At 66.9% G+C, this 21,139-nt stretch carries 20 protein-coding genes; 6 read left to right on the top strand and 14 right to left on the bottom strand.

Annotation, left to right across the window (positions count from 1 at the left end; all coding sequences use genetic code 11):
• Positions 1 to 8 precede the first annotated feature (8 nt).
• Complete coding sequence (locus tag IC40_RS0126025) at positions 9 to 749, top strand: ABC transporter permease (RefSeq protein WP_030137582.1); 741 nt, start codon at positions 9 to 11, stop codon at positions 747 to 749.
• Here IC40_RS0126025 and IC40_RS0126020 read toward each other — a convergent pair.
• Positions 746 to 2,008: a maltokinase N-terminal cap-like domain-containing protein gene (locus IC40_RS0126020; RefSeq protein WP_030137581.1), complete on the bottom strand. Its 1,263-nt coding sequence runs from the start codon at positions 2,006 to 2,008 to the stop codon at positions 746 to 748. The genes IC40_RS0126025 and IC40_RS0126020 overlap by 4 nt on opposite strands.
• 107 nt (positions 2,009 to 2,115) lie before the next feature.
• Here IC40_RS0126020 and IC40_RS0126015 point away from each other — a divergent pair, with 107 nt between their 5' ends.
• Both IC40_RS0126015 and IC40_RS0126010 read left to right on the top strand, forming a co-directional pair.
• A complete protein-coding gene (locus tag IC40_RS0126015) occupies positions 2,116 to 2,919 on the top strand; it encodes a HugZ family pyridoxamine 5'-phosphate oxidase (RefSeq protein WP_030137580.1) in 804 nt (267 codons plus the stop codon).
• A gap of 43 nt (positions 2,920 to 2,962) precedes the next feature.
• On the top strand, positions 2,963 to 3,529 hold the full coding sequence (locus IC40_RS0126010) for an orotate phosphoribosyltransferase (protein WP_030137579.1): 567 nt from the start codon (positions 2,963 to 2,965) through the stop codon (positions 3,527 to 3,529).
• 36 nt (positions 3,530 to 3,565) lie between these two features.
• Here IC40_RS0126010 and IC40_RS0126005 read toward each other — a convergent pair whose 3' ends face one another.
• The 4 genes from IC40_RS0126005 to IC40_RS0125990 are packed head-to-tail and all read right to left on the bottom strand — an operon-like array spanning position 3,566 to position 7,307.
• A complete protein-coding gene (locus IC40_RS0126005) occupies positions 3,566 to 4,597 on the bottom strand; it encodes an ABC transporter ATP-binding protein (protein ID WP_030137578.1) in 1,032 nt (343 codons plus the stop codon).
• Positions 4,597 to 5,361, bottom strand: a complete 765-nt coding sequence (locus IC40_RS0126000) for an ABC transporter permease (RefSeq protein ID WP_030137577.1) — start codon at positions 5,359 to 5,361, stop codon at positions 4,597 to 4,599. The genes IC40_RS0126005 and IC40_RS0126000 overlap by 1 nt, the downstream gene beginning before the upstream one ends.
• Positions 5,358 to 6,200, bottom strand: coding sequence for an ABC transporter permease (locus IC40_RS0125995; protein WP_030137576.1), 843 nt, complete (start codon positions 6,198 to 6,200; stop codon positions 5,358 to 5,360). Before IC40_RS0125995 ends, IC40_RS0126000 begins: the two co-directional genes overlap by 4 nt.
• Before the next feature lie 3 nt (positions 6,201 to 6,203).
• On the bottom strand, positions 6,204 to 7,307 hold the full coding sequence (locus tag IC40_RS0125990; protein ID WP_030137575.1) for an ABC transporter substrate-binding protein: 1,104 nt from the start codon (positions 7,305 to 7,307) through the stop codon (positions 6,204 to 6,206).
• Between the two features lie 133 nt (positions 7,308 to 7,440).
• Here IC40_RS0125990 and IC40_RS0125985 point away from each other — a divergent pair, with 133 nt between their 5' ends.
• Entirely contained in the window at positions 7,441 to 7,842 is a 402-nt protein-coding gene (locus IC40_RS0125985; RefSeq protein ID WP_030137574.1) for a TIGR03668 family PPOX class F420-dependent oxidoreductase, read from the top strand.
• Here IC40_RS0125985 and car read toward each other — a convergent pair whose 3' ends face one another.
• From car to IC40_RS0125965, 4 genes are all read right to left on the bottom strand, one after another.
• Positions 7,843 to 11,292, bottom strand: a complete 3,450-nt coding sequence (car, locus tag IC40_RS0125980) for a carboxylic acid reductase (RefSeq protein WP_030137573.1) — start codon at positions 11,290 to 11,292, stop codon at positions 7,843 to 7,845. It abuts the gene before it with no gap.
• A gap of 138 nt (positions 11,293 to 11,430) precedes the next feature.
• The gene (locus IC40_RS0125975) at positions 11,431 to 12,318 is read right to left on the bottom strand and encodes a DMT family transporter (RefSeq protein ID WP_030137572.1); all 888 of its coding nucleotides are present in this window, start codon (positions 12,316 to 12,318) and stop codon (positions 11,431 to 11,433) included.
• A gap of 70 nt (positions 12,319 to 12,388) precedes the next feature.
• Positions 12,389 to 13,654 carry a PE-PPE domain-containing protein gene (locus IC40_RS0125970; protein ID WP_157837338.1) on the bottom strand — a complete coding sequence of 422 codons (1,266 nt, stop codon included), beginning with the start codon at positions 13,652 to 13,654 and terminating at the stop codon, positions 12,389 to 12,391.
• 89 nt (positions 13,655 to 13,743) lie between these two features.
• The gene (locus IC40_RS0125965) at positions 13,744 to 14,742 is read right to left on the bottom strand and encodes a TerC family protein (RefSeq protein WP_030137570.1); all 999 of its coding nucleotides are present in this window, start codon (positions 14,740 to 14,742) and stop codon (positions 13,744 to 13,746) included.
• 200 nt (positions 14,743 to 14,942) lie between these two features.
• On the opposite strand from IC40_RS0125965, the gene IC40_RS0125960 reads away from it, so the two are divergent.
• A complete protein-coding gene (locus tag IC40_RS0125960) occupies positions 14,943 to 15,248 on the top strand; it encodes a hypothetical protein (RefSeq protein ID WP_030137569.1) in 306 nt (101 codons plus the stop codon).
• Between the two features lie 138 nt (positions 15,249 to 15,386).
• On the opposite strand, the gene IC40_RS0125955 is transcribed toward IC40_RS0125960, so the two are convergent.
• The 3 genes from IC40_RS0125955 to IC40_RS0125945 are packed head-to-tail and all read right to left on the bottom strand — an operon-like array spanning position 15,387 to position 17,244.
• The gene (locus tag IC40_RS0125955) at positions 15,387 to 15,794 is read right to left on the bottom strand and encodes a Rieske (2Fe-2S) protein (protein WP_042509675.1); all 408 of its coding nucleotides are present in this window, start codon (positions 15,792 to 15,794) and stop codon (positions 15,387 to 15,389) included.
• Between the two features lie 30 nt (positions 15,795 to 15,824).
• The gene (locus IC40_RS0125950; RefSeq protein ID WP_081843552.1) at positions 15,825 to 16,301 is read right to left on the bottom strand and encodes a GtrA family protein; all 477 of its coding nucleotides are present in this window, start codon (positions 16,299 to 16,301) and stop codon (positions 15,825 to 15,827) included.
• A 37-nt stretch (positions 16,302 to 16,338) separates the two neighbouring features.
• Entirely contained in the window at positions 16,339 to 17,244 is a 906-nt protein-coding gene (locus IC40_RS0125945; protein WP_030137566.1) for an SDR family NAD(P)-dependent oxidoreductase, read from the bottom strand.
• Between the two features lie 41 nt (positions 17,245 to 17,285).
• Here IC40_RS0125945 and IC40_RS0125940 point away from each other — a divergent pair, with 41 nt between their 5' ends.
• Positions 17,286 to 18,413 (top strand): GGDEF domain-containing protein, encoded by a 1,128-nt coding sequence (locus tag IC40_RS0125940; protein WP_030137565.1) that lies wholly within the window; start codon positions 17,286 to 17,288, stop codon positions 18,411 to 18,413.
• Between the two features lie 13 nt (positions 18,414 to 18,426).
• On the opposite strand, the gene IC40_RS0125935 is transcribed toward IC40_RS0125940, so the two are convergent.
• Together IC40_RS0125935 and IC40_RS0125930 are read right to left on the bottom strand one after the other, a co-directional pair.
• A complete protein-coding gene (locus IC40_RS0125935; RefSeq protein WP_030137564.1) occupies positions 18,427 to 19,236 on the bottom strand; it encodes a dienelactone hydrolase family protein in 810 nt (269 codons plus the stop codon).
• A gap of 74 nt (positions 19,237 to 19,310) precedes the next feature.
• Positions 19,311 to 20,942 (bottom strand): PucR family transcriptional regulator, encoded by a 1,632-nt coding sequence (locus tag IC40_RS0125930; RefSeq protein ID WP_030137563.1) that lies wholly within the window; start codon positions 20,940 to 20,942, stop codon positions 19,311 to 19,313.
• Between the last annotated feature and the right edge of the window lie 197 nt (positions 20,943 to 21,139).

Raw genomic sequence — 21,139 nt, 5'->3', positions numbered from 1 at the left:
GCTCCCGAATGGGCGCATTCGCGCTCGTCGAGGTGCAGAAGTTGCGCCACGACCGCACCGAGTTGTTCACCCGTATGGTGCAGCCCGCCCTGTGGCTGATTATCTTCGGGCAGACCTTCAACCGGCTCGGTGTGATCGACACCGGCGAGGTGCCGTATCTGGCATTCCTGGCACCGGGGATCATCGCGCAGTCAGCATTGTTCATCTCGATCTTCTACGGCATCCAGATCATCTGGGACCGGGATGCGGGAATCCTGGCCAAACTGATGGTCACTCCCGCACCACCGTCGGCCCTGATCACCGGGAAGGCGTTCGCCGCCGGGGTGCGTTCGGTGGTGCAGGTCATCGGTGTCGTCGCGCTGGCGTACATCATCGGTGTGCACATGACGGCGAACCCCTTGCGCATCCTGGGTGCGATGGCGGTCGTGATGCTCGGCTCGGCGTTCTTCGCCTGTCTGTCGATGTCGCTGGCCGGGCTGGTGCGCAACCGGGACCGGCTGATGGGCATCGGTCAGGCCATCACCATGCCGCTGTTCTTCGCCTCCAATGCGCTGTATCCGGTGGAGGTGATGCCACAGTGGCTCCGCTGGCTGTCGGCGGTCAATCCCCTGAGCTACGAGGTGAATGCGCTGCGCGGCCTGCTGATCGGAACACCCACCAACGCGGCGTTGGACATCACGGTCCTGATCGGGGCAGCGGTGCTCGGTGTGTTCACCGCATCGGCGCTGCTGCGCCGGCTGGTGCGCTAATTGCCCAGCAACCGGTCCAGTGCGCCGAGCGGGATCGGCAACCAGGTCGGGCGGTAGCGCGACTCATAACCCACCTCGTACACCGCCTTGTCCAGCTCATAGGCCAGCAGTACGCCGGCCGCGTCCCACGGATTGAGTCCGCCGACCGAGGCATAGCCGTCACAGAAAGCCTTGCGGTTGGCTTGCACCCACTCGCGGGCGGCCACCTCGAGTTCGGCGTCCTGGGTAGTCAGCAACCGTTGCGAGGCAACGTAATCGTAGGAACGCAACATTCCCGCGACATCACGCAGCGGGGAGTCCGGGCGGCGGCGCTCGGCCAGCGGCTGGCCGGGTTCGCCCTCGAAATCGATGATCAGCCATCCGGTGGGGGTATGCAACACCTGGCCCAGGTGCAGATCGCCATGAACACGCTGTTCCGGGGTCGGCTCGTCGGCGACCTGCCGATAGCACTGCTCGATCTGCGCAAGCCGTTCGGCGACCTGCGGCACCGATGCGGCCACCGACCGAGCCCGCTCGATCAGCGTCTGCGCGGGGAACGCCGTCATCCGACTGCCGAGGGTTTCGGCCAAGGACAGGTGCACCGAGGCGACCGCCTCGCCGAGGCGGTGCGATTCCTGTCCGAAATCCGCTTCCGCCGAACGCAAATCCTCAGTGCGCCGCTCGGCCACCGACCAGCCGTCGGATGATCCCTTGGCGAAGACGCTCACCATACCAAGTGTGTATTGTTCGCCATCCCAAGCGATTTCATAGGATCCGAGCAGCGGGGTGATATGCGGATTGCCGGCAAGTGCCCGGGTCAGCTCGATATCGGGGTTGATGCCGGGAGTCAATCTGCGGAATGCCTTCATGATCGCGTGGTCCCCGAACACGATGCTGGTGTTCGACTGTTCGGCGCCCATGCTGCGCACCGGCGCCGCCGGACCCCACTGGGCGTCGGGCTCGGCCAGGAAGCCGACCGGGCCGAGCGTGGCGGATTCCTCGATCAGGCCCAACAGTCGGGCGGCCACCTCGGGATCGGTGAGGGCGTCGTATCCGGTGCGCCCGGCGTCGGTACCGATCGCGGTCTGCTCGGCACCGCTGTCCCAACGGACGACCACCTGGTAACGATCGATCGAGCCGTCGGCGTAGTCGACCTCAAGTAAGACCAGATCGAGGTCCGCACCGAGGGGCACTACCGTCGGGCGAACATCGGTCAGGTCGCGGCCGCGCCCGCCGTACCACCGTTGTCGGGGTAGCCACTGGGCGAACGGCAAGGTCATCGCTTCTCCAACGTAGTCGCGGGGCGGCCCGGGTGCCGTCCCCTTCCACCCTCGTACCCGACTGTGCGTAGACGTACACCCGGACGCGCTTTCGGTATGGTGCCGCTATGCCAGATCTGCGCGACCATGGCGATCCGGGAGATGCCCCGTCGATCCCGCCACCGACGGCCCCGGTGAGCGACGCCACCCGTCCGTCTGCAGCAGAAGAGGCGCGCACCATCGCGGCGTCCACCAATACCGCGACGCTGGCCACCCTGACCGCCGACGGTGATCCGTGGGCGTCCTTCGTCACCTACGGTCTACACGAGGGCGCACCGGTGCTGTGTGTGTCGAACCTCGCCGAGCACGGCCGCAACCTCGCCGGTGACCAGCGGGCCAGCATCGCCATCGTCGCCCCCGAGACGCCCGACGATCCGCTGGCATCAGGGCGCATCACGCTGGCCGGTGTGGTCACCCGGCCCACCGGCACCGCACTGGACGCCGCCCGGCAGGCGCATCTGAACGCGGTACCGGCGGCCAAGTACTACATCGACTACAGCGATTTCACGCTGTGGGTGCTCGATGTGCAACGGGTGCGCTGGGTCGGAGGTTACGGCCGGATGGATTCCACCACCGGGGCGCAGTACACCGCCGCCGCACCCGACCCCGTCGCACCGCACGCCGCGGGCGCCATCGCCCACCTCAACGCCGACCACGCCGATGCGCTGACGGCCATGGCCAGAGCGCTGGGCGGTTATCCCGATGCCACCGCCGCCACCTGCACCGGGGCCGACCGATACGGCCTCGACCTCCGGGTCGACACACCCCGCGGCATCGCCTACACCAGGGCCGGTTACCTCAAGCCCATCGATGCCATCGGTGAGTTGCGCGCGGCTGCAGTGGAACTGACCCGGCGGGCCCAGCAGGGCTGAACCGTTCTCCCACCGCACCGGCGCGGTGCAATACGATCGCCGTATGCAACGTCCGGACAGCTGGCAGGCCGCCTTCGATTTGATTCGCACCCGCGCCCACGAGCGTCGCGAGGAGCCGTTCAAACTGGTCAGCGGGCAGCTGAGCCATGACTACATCGACGGCAAGCACGCGATCGACAATGGTGAGCGGCTCACCACCGTCAGCCGCGCCGTCGCCGATCTGGCCGCCGCGCACGGTATCGAGTTCGACGCGGTCGGCGGCTTGACCATGGGCGCCGATCCGTTGTCCCACGGCATCGCGATGGTCACCGGAGCGGCGTGGTTCTCGGTCCGCAAGGAACAGAAGCAACGCGGCCGCGAGCAGTGGATCGAGGGCACCAGGCTCTCCCCCGGCGACCGGGTTCTGCTGGTCGACGATGTGATCAGCACCGGCGGATCGACCAAAAAGGCGTATGACCGCGTGTTGGAGGCCGGTGTGACGGTCACCGGCGTGATCCCGATGGTCGATCGCGGTGATGTCGCGACCGAACTGTTCGGCGGGCTCGGTGTGCCCTTCGCGGCCCTGGTGACCTACCGGGATCTGGGCATCGACCCGGTCAAGGCCGTCTGACCCACGACCTACTCTTCTATCCCTGCTGTTCGGCTCCTACCCTTCGATGACGAGCACGCCGCCCGGTTCCAGCCCCACGGTGACCCGATCACCCGGGGCGAAAGCCCGTGCCGCCGAACTGTTCATCTGGGCATAGAGCGCCGCGCCGTCCGCCAACGTCACGCTGACCCGGGATATCGCGCCGAGGAACGACACCGCGACCACCCTCGCGTGCCCGGTCGGATCGGCGTGCATGGTCACCGACTCCGGGCGCACCATCGCCACTCCGGCGCCGTCCACCGAGCCGGGTAGCGCGGGGACCGACACGCCGAGCAGGCCTGCCGTGCCGCCGGACACCGTGGCCGCCACCTTGTTGCTGAGCCCGACGAAATCCGCGACGAACGGGGTTGCCGGATGGGCGTACAGCTCGGCCGGGGCGGCCAGTTGCTCCAGTCGGCCGGCGTTCATCACGCCCACCCGGTCGGCAACGGCCAGCGCCTCCTCCTGATCGTGGGTGACGAACAGCGTCGTCGTCCCCACCTCCAACTGCACCCGGCGGATCTCGTCACGCAGCTGGGTGCGCACCTTGGCGTCCAGCGCCGAAAGCGGTTCGTCGAGCAGCAGCACCCGCGGACGCACCGCCAGCGCACGGGCCAGCGCCACCCGCTGCTGCTGACCGCCGGACAGCTCGTCGGCATAGCGTCCCGACTGGGCCGACAGCCCGACCAGCTCCAGCATCTCGGCCGCCCGCGAACGTCGTTCGCCGGTACCCACCCCCCGCATCTTCAATCCGAAGGCGACGTTGTCGCGCACGGTCAGATGCGGGAACAGGCTGTAGGCCTGGAACACCATCCCCATATCGCGCTTGTTCGCCGGCACCCTGCTGATATCGCGGTCATCGACGAGCACCGACCCCGACGTCGCCTCCTCGAGGCCGGCCAGGATGCGCAGCGCGGTGGTCTTGCCACAGCCCGACGGGCCGAGCAGGGCCACCAGCTCCCCCGGTTCGATCCGCAGGTTCAATCCGTCAAGGGCCCGCACCGACCCGAAAGTGCGTGTCAGATCCTGCAATTCAACAGCCACACTCATCAGTGTCCGCGCCGCCTCTTCCGTCCGGTCAGCAGCGACAGCCCCAACAGCAGTCCGAAGCCGAAGATCAACGTGGCCAGCGATGCCGCCACCGATGTCGGGCCGTCACTCCGGCCGAGTTCCACGATCTGTACCGGCAGCGTCTGGAATCCGGACAGTGAGGCCACGGTGTACTCGCCGAGCACCACGGCGATCGAGATGAAGGCCGCCGACAGGATGCCGGTGCCGATATTGGGGACGATGACCCGCACGATCGTCGACGTCCATCCCGCCCCCAGCGACCGGGCGGCCTCCGACAACGTCGGCAGGTCGATCGCCGACAGCGCCGAATCCAGCGCGCGGTAGGCGAACGGCAGTACCAGCACGATGTAGACGAACGTCAGCGTCAGCGCCGACTCACCCAGCAGATAGGTCACCCACAGGTACACGTTGCGCAGTCCGACGACGACCACCAGCGCGGGAATCGTCAACGGCAATAGGCACAGGAACTCCACCAACCGATTCGCCCACGGGGCGCGCAGCCGAACCCAGATCATGGTGGGCACCAGCAGCACCAGCATGGCCGTCACGGTCAGCACCGCGAGCAACAGCGAGGTGACGATCGCGGTCAACAGGGCCTCATCGGTGACCAGATTCGCCCACGCCGCCATGGTGCGGCCGCCGCCGAACGGGTCACGGGTCGCGAAATCGGCCATCGCATAGAGCGGGAACAGAAAGAAAGCACCGAAGCCCAACCACAGGACGACGCGCAGGAGTCGGGTCATCGCAACCACCGGGCGGTCCTGCGCACCAACAGGTTGTAGGCGATCATCACGACGGCGACCACCACGATCATCTCCAAGGCAAGGGCATAGGCCAGCCCGGCCTGACCGAGCACCACCTCACTGGTCAACGCGGCCCGGATCAACAGCGGCACAATCGGACTGCCCTGACTGACCAACGCCGCCGCGGTCGCATACGCGGCGAAGGCGTTGGCGAACAACAGCAGCGCCGAGCCCAGGAAGGCCGGCGTCAACAGCGGCAACGCCACTTCGCGCCAGTACTGCCAGGTGCTCGCCCCCAGGCTCACCGCGGCCTCACGCCACTGCGCACGCAGTCCCTCCAGGGCGGGCAGGAACACGATGACCATCAGCGGGATCTGGAAGTAGGTATACACCAGGATCAAGCCCGGCAGGCTGTACAACCAACCCCCCGGCGCGATGTTCACACTCAACAGGTGCTGTAACCACAGGGTGAGCACGCCGTTGATGCCCACCGTGGCCAGGAATGCGAAAGCCAATGCCACGCCGCCGAACTGGGCCAGCACGCTGCTCAGCGCCAGCACAGCGCGCCGGATCAGCGAGCGCGGCGGGCTGCTCAGGATCAGCCAGGCCAGCACCGCACCACCGACCGCACCGATAAGTGCGCTCACGCCCGAGAGCACCAGACTGCGCACCAGCGCCGTCAACGACGCCTGGCCGAACAGCGCGGCGACCAGTTCCAGGGAGAACCTGCCGTCCACGACGAAGGCGTTGACGATGACCGTCACGGTCGGGATGAGCAGGAAGACCGTGACCACTGCCAGGAACGGCAGCAGCGGCAAGGCCTGCCGGAGATAGCGCACTTGTCAGCCGATGGCCTTGGCCCAGTTGGCTTCCAGATACTTCGTCGCCGCCTCGTTCTGCTCGACGCTGACGAAGGTGGCCGCACCGTCGACCGGCGGGAGGGTGCCATAGGTTTCGCGGTCGATGGTGCCGTGGGTGACCATCCAGTCCGCGCGCACCGGCCGTGCTCCACCGGCGAGGTACAGGTTCTGCCCCTCGTCGCTGTACAGGAACTCCTGCCACAACCGTGCCGCCGCGGGATGCGGCGCATCCTTGTTGATGGCCTGGAAGTAGTAGCCCGCCACGGCCGCGTTGGGCGGGATGACGACCTTCCAGCCCGGAACCTTCTTCGACTGTGCGACATTGAGATAGTCCCAGTCCAGCACCACCGGTGTCTGCCCGGAGGCGATCGTGGCCGGGGTGGGGTCGACGGGCAGGAAATTGCCTGCCTCGTTGAGTTTGCCGAAGAACTCCACACCGGGGGCGATATCGTCGGGTGATCCGCCCTGTGACACGGCGACCATCATCACACCGGAGAACGCGGCCCCGGCCTGGGTCGGGTCACCGTTGAGAGCCACCTTGCCCGCGAATTCGGGCTTGAGCAGATCGTCGACACCGGCGATGGTGGGTACCTTGGTCGAGTCGTAGCCGATGGACATGTAGCCGCCGTAGTCGTTGACCCACAGACCGTCCGGATGCTTGAAGGAGTCCGAGATCTCGGCGAAGTGCTCGACCTTGTACGGCGCGAACTTGTCGGTGTTGGCCAATGCCACCGACTGCCCGAGATCGAAGACGTCCGGAGCGGTGCTGCGGCCCTTCTGCTGTTCGGCGGCGTTGATCTCCTCCTGGCTGCTGGCGCCGGGTTGAGCCGAATTCACCTTGATGCCGTACTTGTCACCGAAGGTCTTGATGATCTGCCCGTAGTTGGCCCAGTCATCGGGCAGGGCGATGACGTTGAGTTCGCCTTCGGCCTTGGCCGCCTCGATCAGACCGTCCATACCGCCGAAATCGGCTGCCGAGGTAGCGGTGCGGGCATCGCTACCGTCGCCATCGGTGGCCTGGTCCTTCTCCGGTGGTGCGCAGGCGACCAGCCCCGCGCCGACGAGAACCGCCGCGGCGACTGCCATTCCTCGTCGCTTCGGGCGACCGGCTGACGAAATCAACATGTGGGAACCTTCCGATGGGCAGACGACCGGTGGGTGACCGTGACCTGACATCTCGGTGAACGAGGTCCGACGCTACCGGTTCTACGATCGGAGGATGGCCGAACCGCACGCCCTGTTCGCCGGCGCACCTGTCGCAGCCCTGTCCACCGCCGACGATCACGGGGTGCCGCATCTGGTGCCGGTGGTCTTCGCCGTCGACGGGGACACGGTGTACACGGCGGTCGACGCCAAACGGAAGTCGACGCAGCGCCTGCGCCGGCTGGCGAATATAGAGGTGAACCCGCGGGTCAGCCTGCTGGTCGACCATTACGACGACGATTGGTCCCAGCTGTGGTGGGTGCGCGCCGACGGCACGGCCACCGTGCATCACGACGGTGAGCAGATGGCCATCGGATACGGGCTGCTCCGTGCGAAGTACACCCAATACGAACGCACCGCGCTCGACGGCCCAGTGGTGGCGATCGCTATCCACCACTGGGCCGCCTGGCAGGCCTGATTACAGCAGGCCGAGCAGCTGCAGGTCGGTGATGTACTTGACGATCACGTCCTTGCCGACATGCGGAATATCCTTGTCCGGGCCGATTTTCGCCTCCTGCACCGCGGTGCGGAACACGTCGGTGGGTGCCATGGCACCGTTCACCGGCAGGCCCGGGGTGGTGTAGTTGTGTAGCAGCGGTAGCAGTGAGGCCTGCCGTTGCCGGTCCGGCAACGTCCGCAAGGTTGCACCGAACTGCTCGAACCACGCCTGGTAGTCGTCGATGCGACGGATCGGGTGTCCCGCCTCGATGAGCCAGTCGACGAACTCGTCGAGGCCGAGGCCGTCATCGTGCGGGTTCATCACGTGGTAGGTCTCGAAACCGTCGGTGACATCGGCACCGAGGGTCGAGATGGCTTCGGCGATGAACTCGACCGGCAGCCCGTCATAGTGGCTACGCTGCCGATTGCCCTGGGCGTCAAGCTGATTGAAGGACTTCGGAGCGACGCCGGTGGCCACCAGACTGAGCATCATCCTGGTGAACATGTCCGGCAGGTTGAGCTGACCGGCGTAGCTGGTATCGGCCAGGATCATATCGCAGCGGAACACCGAGACCGGGAGCCCGAACTGCTCGTGCGCCTCGCGGAGCAACACCTCGCCCGCCCACTTGCTGGCCCCGTATCCGTTGGCGTAGCTGTCGTCGAGCACCCGGGTGGCGCTGATCTCGCGGATGTCGGCGTCCTCGATGAAGCGTCCCGGCTCGATACCTGCCCCGACACCGATGGTCGAGACGTAGACGAACGGCTTGATCCGGGTGGTCAACGCGATGCGGATCAGTTCGGCGGTGCCAAGGGCATTTGGCCCGAACAGCTCGCTGTAGGGCAGCACGTGGTTGACCAGGGCCGCCGGATCGACGATCAGGTCCACCGAGTCGGCCAGCCGCTGCCAGGTCCGCCGGTCCAGTCCGAGATCGTGCTCACCCTTGTCACCGGCGAGCACCTCCAGGTGCTTGTCGGCCAGTTTCCGGTAGTGCGCAAGCAGTTTCGGGTCGCCGGTGTCGAACGTGGCATCCAGTCGGGCGCGCGCTTCGGCATCGGAGCGGGCCCGCACCAGGGCAATCACCTTGCCGTCGACGAGGTCCATCCGCTCCAGCCATTCAAGGGCAAGGTAGCGGCCCAGGAATCCGGTTGCGCCGGTCAGCAGGACGGTGCGCACGTTCGTCGCCGGCGCCGCGAGATCGCCCGCCGCCGTCAGTGTCTCGGCATCGATGAACTTGTCCAGGGTCAGGTCCGCGGCGCGGGCGACCGTGGCGTCCTTGCCGTGCACGGACCCGAAGCTCGGCCGCAGGCCCGCACCGGAGCGCTGTGTCTCGATATGCGCGGCAATCGACGCCAGATCCGCTGTCGGACCGACGATCACGCTGACCGGCACCTCGACGTCGAAGATGTCGGCCAACAGGTTGCCGAACGTCAACGCCGACAACGAGTCACCGCCGAGATCGGTGAAATGCACATCGGGCGCGATATCGGAGCTGGCGGCGCCGAGCAGTGCCACGGCGGCACGGCCCACGGTCTCCAGCACCGGCGCATCGGCACCGGTGGCCCGCAGTGCCTGCAACTCCCCTGCCTGGCCGTCGGCCAGATCGGTGTAGAGCTGCTCCAACTCGGCACCGTAACGCTCCTTCAACTTCGGCCAAGCCAGTTTCTTGATCCCGGTCAACAGGCCGTTCTCGGTGCTGAACGGCGTGGTCTCGACAAGGAAGTCGCGCGGGAGTTCGTAGCTCTGCAGATCGGCCGTGCGCGCCGCCGCCTTCAGGGAGTCGGCGATATCGGCCTTGGTGGCGTTGGGGTCGGTGGGCACCACCACGGCCAGCAGGTAGGGACGGGCACTGTTGCCGTAGATGTAGATCTGATGCACCAGCGGTGCGGTGTTGAACACCGCTTCCAGTTTGGAGACGGTGACGAACTCACCCTGGGACAGTTTGAGCACATTGTTGCGCCGGTCGATGTAGGCGACCTGGTCGGGACCGAGTTCGGCGACGATGTCACCGGTCCGGTAGAAACCGTCCTCGTCGAAGACCGACGCGGTGACCTCGGGACGCTTGTAATAGCCCGGGAACAGCTGCTCGGAACGGATCAGCAACTCGCCGCGCGGGTGCGGCACATCGGTCGAGTGGTAGCCCAGTTCGGGAACATCGACCAGCTTGTACGCCAGCACCGGCGGTCGACTGATCTGACCGTCGACGAAGACCGCGCCGGCCTCGGTCGAGCCGTAGCCCTCGACGAGGTGCAGCTCCAACAGCCGCTCCACCCACGCCTTGAGTTCGGGGGAGATCGGCGCCGACCCGGTGAGCGCGCTGACGTAGCGACCACCGAGCAGGTTGGTCCGCATATCGGCGAGGATGTCGGCCTCGGAACCGCCGTGGGCGGCGCGGCTCTGATAATCCTGGAACAGCATGTCCCACACCCGCGGGACGAAGTTGAGCTGCGTCGGACGGGTCAGGGCCAGATCCTCCAGCAGGGTGGACAGATCGGCACGGGCGGCGAAGTTCACGACGCCACCACTGGCCAGCGAGGCGTAGAGGATGCCGCGTCCCATGACGTGGCTCATCGGCATGAAGCTCAGCACGATCGCCGGAACGTGACCCTGACGGGCATCCCAGTGCGAGTTGATGGCCGGTCGCCAGATATCGGCGACCTTGCCCTGCGGGTACATGGCGCCCTTGGGGGCGCCGGTGCTGCCGGAGGTGTAGATCAGCAGTGAGAGCGGATCACCCTCCTGCGCCGGGATCGCGACATCGGCACGCTCGGCCCCGGCGGCGATCACCTCGTCGAGGGTCGCCAGGGTCTGCCCGTCGAGTCGGGCCGTGGCGGCGGCGATGGCCTCGCGGTCGTCGTCGACGGCGGGGTTCTGGTCGAAGACCACCACGGTCTGGACGCCGGACCCGAGCGCCAGCGTCACGGCGTCATCGAGGTGGTTCACATCGGAGGCGATCAGCGCCGGTTCGGTCTCGGCGACGATCGGGGCAAGGGCGGACGCGGTCGCACTGGTCTGCAGCGGGACCGAGACCGCCCCGAGCTGGGTCAGGGCGATGTCGATGACCGTGAAGTCGACGCTGCCAAAACCGAGAATGGCCACCCGGTCACCCGGGCGGACGGTGTCGGACCAGGCGTTGGTGACGGCGCGAACCCGGTCCCACAACTGGCCGTAGGTGATGGTCTCGAAGTGGCCGAGCAGCTCGGCACGGGTGCGTCCGGTGGCATCGTCGGTGACCAGTTGGACGGCACGGCTGCCGAGCGCGGGCCGCTCGGCGTACCCGGTCAGGACGGTGCGGACGATCTCGGGCAGCCGCATCTCGGCGGCCGCGACGGCATCGGCGATGGCGGGGTCGGGTGCCGCGGCGGCGAACTCGGGATCGGTGGCGTACAGGTCGGCCAGGCGCTGCTGGTCATCAAGATTTTCGGCGAACATCACACTTCCTCGGATCTACTCACGACGTATTGCAACGGCCGGGGACCTCATCGTCCTCACCGACCAACGCGTACAACGTTAGCAAAACTAAAGATATGCCCCAACGCCACAACCTGCGGATTTCCTGACAAACGGCTGTCAGGATCGGTGTGCCTGGGCTTCCAACCGTTCCTCGTAAGCGCCCTCGTCACGACCCAGTGCGATGGTGGCCGCGGTCATGGCCAGGACGGCGATGGTGAGCACCACCGTCTCCCACCGATTCGCATTGAGGGTTTCGCCGAGGAGGAACACGCCGAACAACACCGCGGCGATCGGTTCGACCACAACCATGGTCGGGACCGACGTCTGCAGCGACCCGGCGTGGAATGCCGACTGCTGCAGCAGGGTGGCGAATACGCCCAAAGCGACCAGTGCGTAGGGCACCGGGGTCGCCAACACCGCGACGGCACTTCCGCGGTCCAGCATGAACATCAGGATCTTGGTGAGTACCGCGACCAGACCGAACATCACGCCGACCGCGACTGCCAGCGGCACCGCGCGTTTCCATCCGGTATTGCGCACCGCGAAGAGCACGCACCCGATCACCAGCACCGAGCAGATGGCGATGACGACGGCCACCGTCGGCGCCGGCGCCACCTGTTCGTTGACCCGCGGATGGGCCAGCGGCACGAACACCGCCAGGGATGCGGTGAGCAGCAGCGCCCACATCCAGGCGCCGCGCGTCACCCGCCGGTGCGCCAACCGGGCGCTGAGCGGGAGCGCGAACAACAGCGCCGATACCAGCAGGGGTTGGACGACGATGAGAGATCCGTTGTCCAGGGCCAACGCCTGGAAGACGAAGCCTGCCACGGCCGCGGCCGTTCCCGCCCACCACAGTGGACGACGCAGCAGGGTCGCGAACATGACTGTGCTGACACCGTGTTCCTCGGGTACGTCCAGCGTCGCGCGCTGACGCACCACGATGCCGACGGCGGCGAAAATCGCTGCGCACAATGCGAACACGACGACAAGCAGCTGGTCGATCACCGGCGCGGCCTCATCGTCACGCCACCACCCTAGGTGGTGGCGACCGCCGATGCCCGGGCCGCTGCCAGTGCTATTCGGCCGGCGCCTCCGGTGCCGTGTCCGCACCCGACGGCCCTGCCGATGAGGCCTCGCCCGGCGCGTCCAGGACGACGGGACCGGGCGCGGCACCGGTGGGCTCGGGTCGTTCCGGCGTCCGCACCTCGATACCGGGATCCCCCGCGTCATCCGTGTCGTGATCGGCCGGGCCCGCCAGGACGGTGTCATCGAGCGATTCGGTCTCGCGCCCGGCCGTGTTCACCCGCGCACCGAACCCGGCCCGCAGTCCGCGGGTCCGCTCGACGATCGGGGCCGGCGAATCCATGTCGGTGCTGTCGACCACCGGCTCGGGCTCGGGTGCTACCGGTGCCGACTGCGCGGCAACCCGCGGCGCGAAGATCGCGCCGAGCGGCGGAAGCAGCTGGGCGCCGGTCGGCTTGCTGTAGTCGGAGCGGTCGTAACCGAGTTCGACCAGTGCCCGCAGCGGCCGCTCGATGGCGTCGAGCAGCAGATCCGGCAGTATCCCGCGCAGGGGCATCAGCAGCGGCAGGCGTTGGGTCGGGATCAGGTAGTAGGTGGTGTCACCGTGCTGCTGGAAGTAGCGCGGATCGCTGGTGTCGATGCTCGACAGCGCGGTGGCGTCCAGATCCTGGGTTCCGCCGTGCAGATAGATGATGCCGAGGATCGCGTTGGCGGTGGCCAGCAGGTTCAGCGGATAGGTCGGGAAGTCCGCCCACCCGTCGTACTGGCGGGCGATGTCCACGGTGGCCCCTGCGCCGGGCTGCGGGTCGCGCACCACCGGTGTCGGACCACCGAAGGTGATGTCCAGCAATGGCACGTAGAGGCCGCCGAACCGAGCCATGATCCCACCGTTGGGCCGGCCCGGATTCTCGACGAGCACGTAGTTGACGCCGTTGGCCTGGTGGCCGCCCTTGTAGGCGGAGGCGACGACCGCGCCCTGGGAGTAGCCGAACACCGTGTCACCGGCGACCGGCTGCTCGCCAAGGTTGGCCAATCCTTGCCCGACCGAGGTGTTCCAGGTCGGGTCCTGCAGGCCACCGGAGGAGAACGGACCGATGGCCGCGGGGTAGTCCACCTGGCGGAAATCACCTGGCGCGCCCAGGCCGGCGCCGGCGCGCATATCGGTGACGAAATCCTGCGGCGACTGGTGCCCGGTGGTGTTACCGATCCGGGTGCCCTCAAGGTAGTAGGTGCTGGCCGCCAGCACCGGGGCCGCCGGCGACAGTCCGACCGCAAGGGTCAACACCGAGGCCAGTCCTACGACACGTGTTCTGGACAACCCGGCTCCGCTCGCTCGGAACAACAGTTTCGCCGGATGCTACTCCGGGAAAGTTTGCTGAGCGGCGGATCGCGGGTCGTCCGAACGGCTTAATCCGTTTTCTGCTCCGAGAGCTCGTCGTTCTTCTTGTCGACAACCCTGGTCTTGTACAGGCTGGCGACGGTGGTGATGACGAGCGTGACGATGATGACGCCGAGACTGGCCAGCGTCGGGATCGTCGGCACGTGCACGGGCTCGCCACCATTGATGAACGGCAGCTCGTTCTCGTGCAGGGCGTGCAGTACCAGCTTCACGCCGATGAAGCCGAGGATGAACGACAGCCCCTGGGACAGGTAGACCAGCCGCTTGAGCAGATCGCCGAGCAGGAAGTACAGCTGGCGCAGACCCATCAGCGCGAACACGTTGGCGGTGAACACCAGGTAGGGCTCCTGGGTCAGCCCGTAGATGGCCGGGATCGAGTCCAGCGCGAACAGCAGGTCGGTGGTGCCGAGCGCGATGATCACCAGGAACATCGGGGTGATGACGCGCTTGGAGTTCTCCTTGACCGTGAGCTTGAGCCCGTGCCATTTGTCGGTCGTGTTCAGGTAGTTGCGCGCGAACCGCACCACGCCGTTCTCACCGTCGTCGTCGTGATCGGTGTCCTTGGCCAGCTTGATGGCGGTGTAGATGAGGAACGCGCCGAAGATGTAGAACACCCACGAGAACTGTTCGATGGCGACCGCACCGAGGGCGATGAAGATACCGCGGAAGATCAACGCCAGGATGATGCCGACCAGCAACGCTTGTTGCTGGTAGATCCTCGGCACCTTGAAGCTGGCCATGATGATCAAGAAGATGAAGAGGTTGTCCACCGAGAGGCTGTACTCGGTGAGCCATCCGGCGAAGAATTCGACACCGTACTGGCTGCCGTGGAACGTCCAGGTCCAGATGCCGAAGGCGATCGCGAGGCCGACGTAGAACGTCAGCGCGATCGAGGTTTCCCGGGTGGACGGTTCATGCGGCCGGCGGCCGAACACGAGGATGTCCACGAGCAGGACGCCCAGTGTGACGGCGAGGGTGATCCCCCACTCGAGGGTGGACACGTTCATCTATTCAAGACCTCCGGTCGTCGATCAAACGGCCGAGGTCTCTTCCGCCTGCGCAACATGACGCGGGCCTGCGGCACCGGTCGTCCGAATGTGGGCGACGTGATGGCGACACCGCAGCGCAGGAGTACTCCCCTCGGGGCCGATTCTGTCAGACGTTCCCCTCCTGAGCTAATCGAACCCCCCGCGGTTACCCCTCGCCGGTGGTGGTGGTGGTCGCCGTCGTCTGGAAGGGGTCGACGAAGAACGGGTTCTCCTCCGAGGTCGTCTCGGCGGTGGTCGTGCTGGTCTCGTCGGTCGTGCTGGTCGCGTCGGTCGTGCTGGTCGTGGTCGTGGTGGTGGTCGCGGTGGTGGTCGTGGTGGTGCTGGTGGTCCGAGAGGTCGTCGTCCGCGATGTCGTAGTCGGCGACGTGGTCGAGGAGGTGGTGCGCGACACGCTTGTGTCCGGATACACCTGGGGCCCGCCGGTGGGATCGACCGAGCTCTCCGCGGTGTTCAGCACCGCATAGATCAGTACGCCGATGGCCAGCACGCCGGCCACCCCGGCGCCTACGATCGCCCAGGACTCCTCGTACCAGGGAACCGGAGCCTCGGCGTCTCCCCGGTCGCCCGCATCGTCTGTCACAGGCGCTGATCGTAACGACGTTTCACCCCCTGACGACCGAATCGCCGCGTACCACGACATCCACCGGGGTGAGCGGTCCGCGCGCCGGACCCGTGATCACCGCACCGTCGAGACCGAAACTGCTTCCGTGACAAGGGCAGATCAACTCCGCACCGGTCACCTTGGACACCGCGCATCCGGCATGCGGGCACACCGTCGAGAAACCCCGGATCTGACCGGGTTGCGCCTGGGTCAGCACGACGTCGTCGACGACGAGTGCCGATCCGACCGGTACGTCGGCGGTCTTGGCCAATTCGGTGTTCTCGGCCGACTCGCTGGGCGCTTGCGGGGCGGCCGAGGGAGTGTCCCCGGATCCACACGCGGCAGCCGCGCCCAGCGCACCGACCGCCATCGTGCTCCCGACCAACATCTGCCTACGCCCCAGGGTCATGGCGCTCATTCTGCGCCCGGGACCGCCATCTCAGCGGCGAAACACCACCCATCGCATCGCGCTGTACATGAAGGCCGCCTCGCAGCAGCCCGCCGCCAATCGGGCCAGGTGATACTGAAGTCCCGCGGCGACCAACGAGGTCGGCAGCGCGACGATGAACAACAGGTAGTTGATCGCGACCACCGCGACATACACCGCCAGCTGTGGACCGACGGTGGCGTGGGACCGGAAGTTCAGCGTGCGGTTGAGAATGTAGGCCAGCGCGAACGCACAGACATAGCCGATCGTCAACGCCACCGGTAGCGGCGCATCCATGCCGCTGTAGAGCAGGGTGAGCAGGGCCATGTCGATGCTGAACGTACATCCGGCGATCAACGCGAAACCCAGAAATGTCGGCGCGACAACCGAACTCAGCCCCCACGGCAGCCGCGCGACGACTCCCGCGCAGAACCGGTGGAAACGTTCGGCCCGACCGTCTGGCACCGTTTCGGCCGTCACGGCCACCACTGTGGCATCGGCAGGTGTCGGCGCCGTTATCGGCGCACTAACGGATGGCGAGGGTGGTGCCCGTCTCCTGCTCGGCAAACTGCACCAGTCGCGCTGCGGCAGCGTAATCACAGGCCTGTACGGATCGGCCGATGAGCACCGGCACACCCTTGAGACCGAATCGGCCGTCCACTCCGACATAGCTACCCGGCGGGATCGGCTCGGTGATGCAGTACAGCGTGGTCGCCGCGCCTGCCGCGGCGTCGTTGGCCAGCGGACCGGCCACCAGCTTCACCCCGCGCGCCACGAGCCTCATCACCGGGGTGTCCGACAGCGCAGGCAGATTGGAGTCGACCCAGCCCGGGTGGGTCAGCTGGCTGGTGATCGGCGATCCGGCTTCCCGCAACCGGCGGTCGAGCTCGAGGCCCCACAGCATGACGGCCAACTTGGACGCCGCGTAAGCGCCCATCACGGTCCACTTGTTGGTGCGCAGGTGCATGTCCGACAGCCGCAGGGTCGCCGACTCGTGCGCCTGGGAACCGACGTTGATGATCCTCGACCGCACGCGGTCGAGGAGAAGATTGGTCAGTGCGAACGGGCCCAACAGGTTGGTGGCGATAGTCGCCTCGAAACCGTCCGCGGTATCGGTGCGGTGTTGGAACAGCGCGCCCGCGTTGTTGATCAGGATGTCGATGCCGCCGATCCCGGCCTCGTCGAGGCGGGCCGGGAAGCCGCGCACCGACGACAGGTCGGCGAGGTCGAGCCGGACCACCGTGGTGCGGCCCCCGATCTCGTCGGCGCGGCGAGCACCCAATTCGGTGTTGCGTACCGCCATCACCACATGTGCGCCGGCGCCGGCCAGAGCAGCCGCCGTCGCCAGTCCGACACCGTTGGTGGCTCCGGTCACCATCACCGTCTGTCCGGTCATATCGCCGAGCCGAGCAGGGTTCCATGAGAAGGCCATAGACGTCAGGTTAGCCGCGCTGAATTTTGGTACCGTTCGCTATGCTTCACGGGCGTGACCAGCGCGATCATTATGACTGGCTGACCGCATACCTGGCCGCCAGAGATCTTCAGGTGGCGACCTCGCGCGCCGTCGCCGCGCTCATCGGCTCCCTGGGTGTCATCTCGGTGCTGGTGACGGCGTTGAGCTCGGGTCTGCAACATTCCTTCCGGTTCGCCCTGGCGGTCGTGCTCTTGGTGGTGTGCACCGCGATGGTGCTCATGTGGTCGCGCTCGGACTGGCCACCCAGGTGGCAATCCCAGGTGTGTCTGGTCGCCGGGACCGTGCTGATCGCCGCGACGTGCGTCTCCGATCCCGATCCGGTGCTCGGCCTGCTCGGCTCGGTCGCGTTCACCGTGACCACCGGGTACGCCGTCATCTTCCATTCGCGGAGATGGCTCATCGGGGTCTGGGTGGTCCAGTTGGCCACCCTGATCCTGCTGGCCTGGCGGCTGGTGTCGATCGACTACGGCCTGGCGGTGGCCAGCGTCTTGTTCGTGGTGCTGATCAATGCCTTCATGGTGTTCGCCTGCGAATTGGTCCTGCGGCTCATCGGATCGGAGAAACCGCACGGTGAGATCGAACCGCTGACCGGCCTGCTCAATCGCGACGCGTTCTACGACAGCGTCGCGACGCTGATCGGATCGCGCAGCCGCCACGACGACCGGTACCTGATCCTGATCGTGGTGAATCTGGACAGCTTTTCGCTGCTGACCGCCATGTCCGGCAAGACGGGCGGTAACCGTGCCCGGGTCGCCATCGGACAGCGTCTTCGCGAGACGGTGCGTGGCGACGCGGTGATCGGTCACCAGGGCGATGCGGAGTATCTGGTCGCCGACGTGTTCACCACCCCCGACCCGACCCCGCTGGCCGAGCGGATCTTGGGCACCATCAAGTCGGCGCCGTATCAGTTGACCGCCAGCCTCGGTGTCGTCAGCACGCCGCTCAAGCCGCTGACCGAGCAAGCCTCCCATGACGTGCTCGACGAGTTGCTGACCATCAGTACCGGGGCGATGTACGAGGCGCGCAAGTCCGGCGGGAACCAGTTCCGGCTGCTGTTGTCACCAGCGTTGGCCAGCACCGACGGCGATGATCCCGACGATCGCCCGGAGATCGAGCGCTCGGCCTGACGCTCAGCCCGGTTCAGCCGGCCAGCAGTCTGCTGCGGAACAGGTCGAGCACCTGGTCCAGCGCGGCCCGCGTCGGGGTTCCCGGCTCGTCGATCAAATGCTCGGTGAGCACCGAATGGGCCGACATCATCGCGTCGGGATTGGCGTCCGAGCCGCTGAGTTCCACGGCGATGAAACCGTCGCCGAGTTGTTCACGCAGGAAGTCGAACCGTTCGGCCGGCACCATGGTGTCGGAATCGAAGCGTAGGCCCAGCACCTTCAGCCCCCGGGCGCACCGACCCTTGACGATCTCCAGGTCGGCGGGCGAGATGTCGATGGAGTTCTTCTGTGCGGCGGTCAGCGCTATGGGCATCGACGGCTGGGACAGCACCGGTGCGAGCAGGATCTCGTCGGTGGCCATCGCCAACGCGTAGCCGCCGGTGAAGCACATGCCCACCGCTCCGACCCCCGGACCGCCACAGCGGGTGTGTTCGGCGCGGGCCAGCGCACGCAACCAGCCGACGACCGGCGACGTGCGGCCGGTGGCCCAGGTGGTGAACTCCTTGCTGACGCAGGCCGGCACCATCGAGGTGGCCAGCGCCTTCACCCCGGCGAGCTTGCTCGCGTTGGGGTCCCGGCCCGGCACCCCGAACAGGTGGGGCAGCACCGCGGTGCAGCCCAGCTCGGCGACCTGACGCGCGAACGCCGCGACCTTGGGGGTGATGCCCGGCATCTCGGCGATCACGATGACCGCGGGACCGCTGCCCTTACGGAACACCGTGCGGGTCTTGCCGTCATGGGTGAACTCGGTGCGGTCGAAGTCCGCGAGATCGTCATCCGACACGGCTGTGCTCCTCTGCTGGCGAACCGTTCGACATCCTCGGCCACAGTATGTCTGCCGTCATCGGGCGGCCGTCATCAGGTGTAGGGATCGACGATCTCGGCGTGGGTCGGTTCGGTGCTGATCTCGACGGGGCGGCGCAAGCGCTGGGCGTCGAGCACCATCAGCGCGACGTGCAGCGAGGTTCGTGACTCGCCGTCGTCGAGGTCGACACCGAGGGCGGCCTCGATCGCGGCGAGCTTCTTGTACAGCGCGGGCCTGCTGATGTGCAGTCGCGCGGCCACCGCTGCCTTGTTACCTGCCAACCGCAGATACTCGTCGAGCACAACGATATTGGCCTGATCGCCGGCCAGCAGCGCCTTGAGCTCGCTCTCGGCGAACGCCTGCACGCGGTGGTCGCTGCGCAGCAGTGCGATCAGTCCGCGCAACCGGACGTCGGCGGCGCGGTAGTACGGACGGTGCGCCTCGTTCATGGCCAGCGCGACCTCGGCGATGTGGGCGGCCTCCCCCATCCCGTATATCGCATCGATCACCCGATTGACCGAATCACCCACTGCCAGTGCGCTGTCCGGTACGCCCTCGACCCGGCGGATCTCACGGCGCAGCTCGGCCCCCAGCGCGCTCAGCGCGCTATCCGCCGGTTGGGTGACGCTCAGCGACAACACCATCCAGATCTCACCGTCGCGCCGCACGGAGAACAGTCCGGTATGCCCGGAGGCGTTCACCGCGTGCACGACGGTATCCAGCAGCGAGATGTTGTGCCGTTGCCCGACAACGGGATCGACGGCCGGGGCGAGCCGGTCGATGCGCACCGCGGCCGGCACGTACCGCGCGGAGGACCGCAGGCCCAGCGCGTGCGACCGGGCGGCGACCTCGGACTCGTCGGTGATGCGGCTGCGCAGCACATCGTCGATCAGTCCGGTCTGGGCTTGGTGGGTGAGCCCGGAGCGGTCCCGCTCGATCATCCGGTGTAGCGCCAACGCGACCCCGGCGCGCTCGAGCACCATCCGGGTGCGTGACGCGTCGGCGGATCGGCGCGGCACGATCAGGCGTCCCCATTCCTGGGTGCGCGGACCGACCGCGGTCGTGGTCCAGTGTTCGGCCTCGGCCGTGCGACGGGATCGCTGCTCCCAGTCCCGCAGCAACTCAGCGGTGGGCCCGCCGCCGGGGACACCGGCCACCGCCAGCACGCGATGCGCCAGATCCTCGAGGACGACCGGTTCCTCGAGCATGCCTGCCGCGGCGTCGACGATTCCCTCGACGGAGGCGCGCTTCATGCTCAGGTCGGTGAACGTCTCGTGCACGCGCCGGTCGAAGTCGACCCGGTCGAACTGGTCGGTGACGATCATCCGGTGCACCGCTTCGGTGATCTCGACGAACCGCACCTCGCGGTGTAGCGCGACCAGGGCCAGATCGAACTCCTCGGCGTAGCGCCCGGCATCGGGGGGCAGTTCGGCCTCGCCGAGTTCGACGACGACGCCGAGCACACCGGCGGCGGCCATCCCGTGCAGGTAGCGCCGCGGGTCGGCGCGTAGGGCGGCACCGGTGGTCAGCACCAGCTCGCCGCCCTCCACCAGGGCGGACAGGTCGGCGATATCGCTGACGTGCACCCAGCGGATCGGCTCGCGGAAGCGGCGCGCGCTGAGCACCTCGGGTTCACCGCGCTGCAGCACCGGTAGACCGATGACATCGGCAACCGTCAGCTCCATTTACACACTGTAACTACTTAGGCGAAATTGGAGACAGTTTGTTCGGATCGGACTGTGCGCTGGGTCCCACAATTGACTCACCACCCACAACGGAAAGTGAGCGCATCGCGATGCAGGCCACCATTCAGCACTGGCTCAACGGCACCTTCTTCGAAGGCACCTCGGGGCAGACCGCGCCCGTGACGAATCCGGCGTCG

This window comes from Mycolicibacterium neoaurum ATCC 25795 (genome assembly GCF_000691525.1).
Taxonomy (GTDB): Bacteria; Actinomycetota; Actinomycetes; order Mycobacteriales; family Mycobacteriaceae; genus Mycobacterium; species Mycobacterium neoaurum.
Note: the sequence above shows the minus strand (reverse complement) of the source record. Positions and strands in the feature narration are given on the sequence as shown.

Excerpts from the sequence above, each read along its gene's own strand:
- IC40_RS0125945 (WP_030137566.1), bottom strand. The coding sequence starts at position 17,244 with ATGGCCTTCTCATGGAACCCTGCTCGGCTCGGCGATATGACCGGACAG.
- IC40_RS0125965 (WP_030137570.1), bottom strand. The coding sequence starts at position 14,742 with ATGAACGTGTCCACCCTCGAGTGGGGGATCACCCTCGCCGTCACACTG.
- IC40_RS0126020 (WP_030137581.1), bottom strand. The coding sequence starts at position 2,008 with ATGACCTTGCCGTTCGCCCAGTGGCTACCCCGACAACGGTGGTACGGC.
- IC40_RS0125955 (WP_042509675.1), bottom strand. The coding sequence starts at position 15,794 with ATGACCCTGGGGCGTAGGCAGATGTTGGTCGGGAGCACGATGGCGGTC.
- IC40_RS0126025 (WP_030137582.1), top strand. The coding sequence starts at position 9 with ATGGGCGCATTCGCGCTCGTCGAGGTGCAGAAGTTGCGCCACGACCGC.
- IC40_RS0125930 (WP_030137563.1), bottom strand. The coding sequence starts at position 20,942 with ATGGAGCTGACGGTTGCCGATGTCATCGGTCTACCGGTGCTGCAGCGC.
- car (WP_030137573.1), bottom strand. The coding sequence starts at position 11,292 with ATGTTCGCCGAAAATCTTGATGACCAGCAGCGCCTGGCCGACCTGTAC.
- IC40_RS0126010 (WP_030137579.1), top strand. The coding sequence starts at position 2,963 with ATGCAACGTCCGGACAGCTGGCAGGCCGCCTTCGATTTGATTCGCACC.
- IC40_RS0125940 (WP_030137565.1), top strand. The coding sequence starts at position 17,286 with ATGCTTCACGGGCGTGACCAGCGCGATCATTATGACTGGCTGACCGCA.
- IC40_RS0126005 (WP_030137578.1), bottom strand. The coding sequence starts at position 4,597 with ATGAGTGTGGCTGTTGAATTGCAGGATCTGACACGCACTTTCGGGTCG.
- IC40_RS0126015 (WP_030137580.1), top strand. The coding sequence starts at position 2,116 with ATGCCAGATCTGCGCGACCATGGCGATCCGGGAGATGCCCCGTCGATC.
- IC40_RS0125985 (WP_030137574.1), top strand. The coding sequence starts at position 7,441 with ATGGCCGAACCGCACGCCCTGTTCGCCGGCGCACCTGTCGCAGCCCTG.
- IC40_RS0125990 (WP_030137575.1), bottom strand. The coding sequence starts at position 7,307 with ATGGCAGTCGCCGCGGCGGTTCTCGTCGGCGCGGGGCTGGTCGCCTGC.
- IC40_RS0126000 (WP_030137577.1), bottom strand. The coding sequence starts at position 5,361 with ATGACCCGACTCCTGCGCGTCGTCCTGTGGTTGGGCTTCGGTGCTTTC.